A 2,048-nucleotide genomic window follows, 5' to 3' on the forward strand; every position below is an offset into this window, starting at 1 on the left:
CGATGTAAATCGAGCCGATTGAATCACCATGCAGGGCGATATCTTGGAACAAGACCATGTTCCCCGCGACGATTGTGGTTCCATTTTCTCGGTCTTTCGGAGGAGGTGGGAAATCGACGTGGTTCAGACTCCGGCTGTACTTCGCGAAAACTGTGCCATCCGAATCGTAAATGCAGGCATTGACCACATGTGGTTTGGCCTGCAGTGCATTTAGGATTTCCCTGGCCAGCCTGATGTCATGAAAACTCAGCGCGGCAGCGCTATTCGATCCAATCATTTTAGCGGAGGCAATCAGGTCTTGTGTTTTTTCGCGAACGAAATTGGCCCGATCATACAAAGTGAACAGCACGGCTGCCACCACTAGGGCCGCGGCGCAGGTGACCATGACAATGGATTGGAGCTTGGTACGAATGGATAGATCTTGATACCAACGCATCTCGTGCCGCCTTCAGGCGAATCGCCGTCGTGTGCAATCTTTGCCAAAGCGAGCCGTTCAAAACGGATCGTCAGTTGAGCCCGTTGCACCGCATAAATGCAGATGGCGATTCCGACGAAGTTGTTGCGTCTTGGCGCGGTGGGGTTTGAACAAGTACCAAGCCGCGGTGCCGAAAATTTTCTGCCGCGTGGGTTGTAGTATATGCTAAGGATCCGAATCTGGACGAATCCCATTGTGAACGGTTTCTTGTGGTACAACGCGTCGCATTCCGGTCAACTCATCGTTGAGCTATGGTGTGGATCAGGGCCGAAGCAGAAGGTTTAGCCCATTAGATAAAGTAATGCCGCAAATGACGCAGGCTGGAATCGGAGATCCCGGGGACTCTCCTGATAAAAGAACCGTCAGGACCAATGGAGAAGAGAAAGTGAAGAGATTCCTGGTCTTCTTAATCGTCGCCAACACGGTCTTCTTTCCTGTCCGAGCATGGGCCCAAACAAAACCGCCGCTGCGTCTGTTGCAAACTATCCCGCTGCCCGAGCTCAAGGGTGGGGATTTCGACCATTTTGCTGTCGATCTCTCGGGCAACAGGTTATTTCTAACGGCAGAAGAGAACAATGCTGTCGAGGTGTTTGACATTCGCACCAACACGCTGATTCATACCATCCGGAATGTAGACACGCCCCATTCATTGCTCTATCTTGCGGCTACCAAGCAGCTTTGGGTTGTTGACGGAGGTGACGGGACAATTAAGATTTTTGATGGAACCAACTACGCTGAAATCGGGAGTGTAGAGCTAGCTATTGGTGCGGACTCAGCGGTCTACGATCCCGCAAATTATCTCCTCTACGTCGCTACCGGCGGCGAAGACGCAAAGATGGATTTCTCATTGATCAGTATCGTCGACACCAGCACGCGTAAGCGCGTGGGCGACATAAAGGTGGACTCAACCAATATAGAATCTATGGCCATCGACAAAAACAGCCACAGGCTATTTGCCAACATCAGAGACCGGAGTCTTGTCGCGGTGATCGACACGAAGAAAAGAGCAGTGACTTCAACTTGGCCTTTGGGCGGCGTCCACGGAAACACACCGATGGCCCTAGACGTGGCCCATCGGCGTCTTTTCGTCGTCGGTCGTAAGCCGGCGAGACTCCTAGTGCTTGACTTGGACTCCGGTAAGATCGTTGCCAGCTTGCCCACTGCCGAACTTACGGACGACATGCTATTCGATCCGGAGAGTAAACGCATCTACGTTGCCTGCGACGAGTTCATTGTGGTGTACCTACAGCACGATGCTGATCATTATGAAGAGCTAGCCAGAATTCAGACGGGCTTTCGTGCCAAGACGGCTATCTTGGTACCTAAGCTTAGACGCTATTTTGTAGCTGCCCCCCGTCATGGGCAAAAGATAGCCGAAGTCAAGGTTTATGAAGTGCAATAGCGAAATCAAATTTGGTTTTGGAAAATATCGAGAATGGGGCGGTAGCGTAATTCTCTAGAATGTTGGACCGGCCTATCGGAATCGAACCAACATGTGAGCCGTGGCAAGGTTCGAGATAGGTCACGGCGATACTAGCACTGGATAAAACGTCTGCCCATCACGCAGGAGGAC

The 2,048-nt window shown here is 51.6% G+C and carries 3 protein-coding genes; 1 reads left to right on the forward strand and 2 read right to left on the reverse strand.

Annotated features, from left to right (window positions below; translation table 11 throughout):
- Both DMG62_24755 and DMG62_24760 read right to left on the reverse strand, forming a co-directional pair.
- On the reverse strand, positions 1–361 hold a 361-nt coding region (locus DMG62_24755), incomplete at its 3' end, for a hypothetical protein (GenBank protein PYY19294.1).
- The gene (locus DMG62_24760; GenBank protein PYY19295.1) at positions 361–669 is read right to left on the reverse strand and encodes a hypothetical protein; all 309 of its coding nucleotides are present in this window, start codon (positions 667–669) and stop codon (positions 361–363) included. The genes DMG62_24755 and DMG62_24760, both read right to left, overlap by 1 nt.
- A gap of 107 nt (positions 670–776) precedes the next feature.
- On the opposite strand from DMG62_24760, the gene DMG62_24765 reads away from it, so the two are divergent.
- Entirely contained in the window at positions 777–1,877 is a 1,101-nt protein-coding gene (locus tag DMG62_24765) for a hypothetical protein (protein ID PYY19296.1), read from the forward strand.
- The last annotated feature ends 171 nt before the right edge of the window (positions 1,878–2,048 follow it).

The sequence above is a fragment of the Acidobacteriota bacterium genome, assembly GCA_003225175.1.
Taxonomy (GTDB): Bacteria; Acidobacteriota; Terriglobia; order Terriglobales; family Acidobacteriaceae; genus Gp1-AA112.

What these genes read in the sequence shown, in the direction of transcription:
- DMG62_24760 (PYY19295.1), bottom strand. Translation starts at nt 669, where the DNA reads ATGGGATTCGTCCAGATTCGGATCCTTAGCATATACTACAACCCACGC.
- DMG62_24765 (PYY19296.1), top strand. Translation starts at nt 777, where the DNA reads ATGCCGCAAATGACGCAGGCTGGAATCGGAGATCCCGGGGACTCTCCT.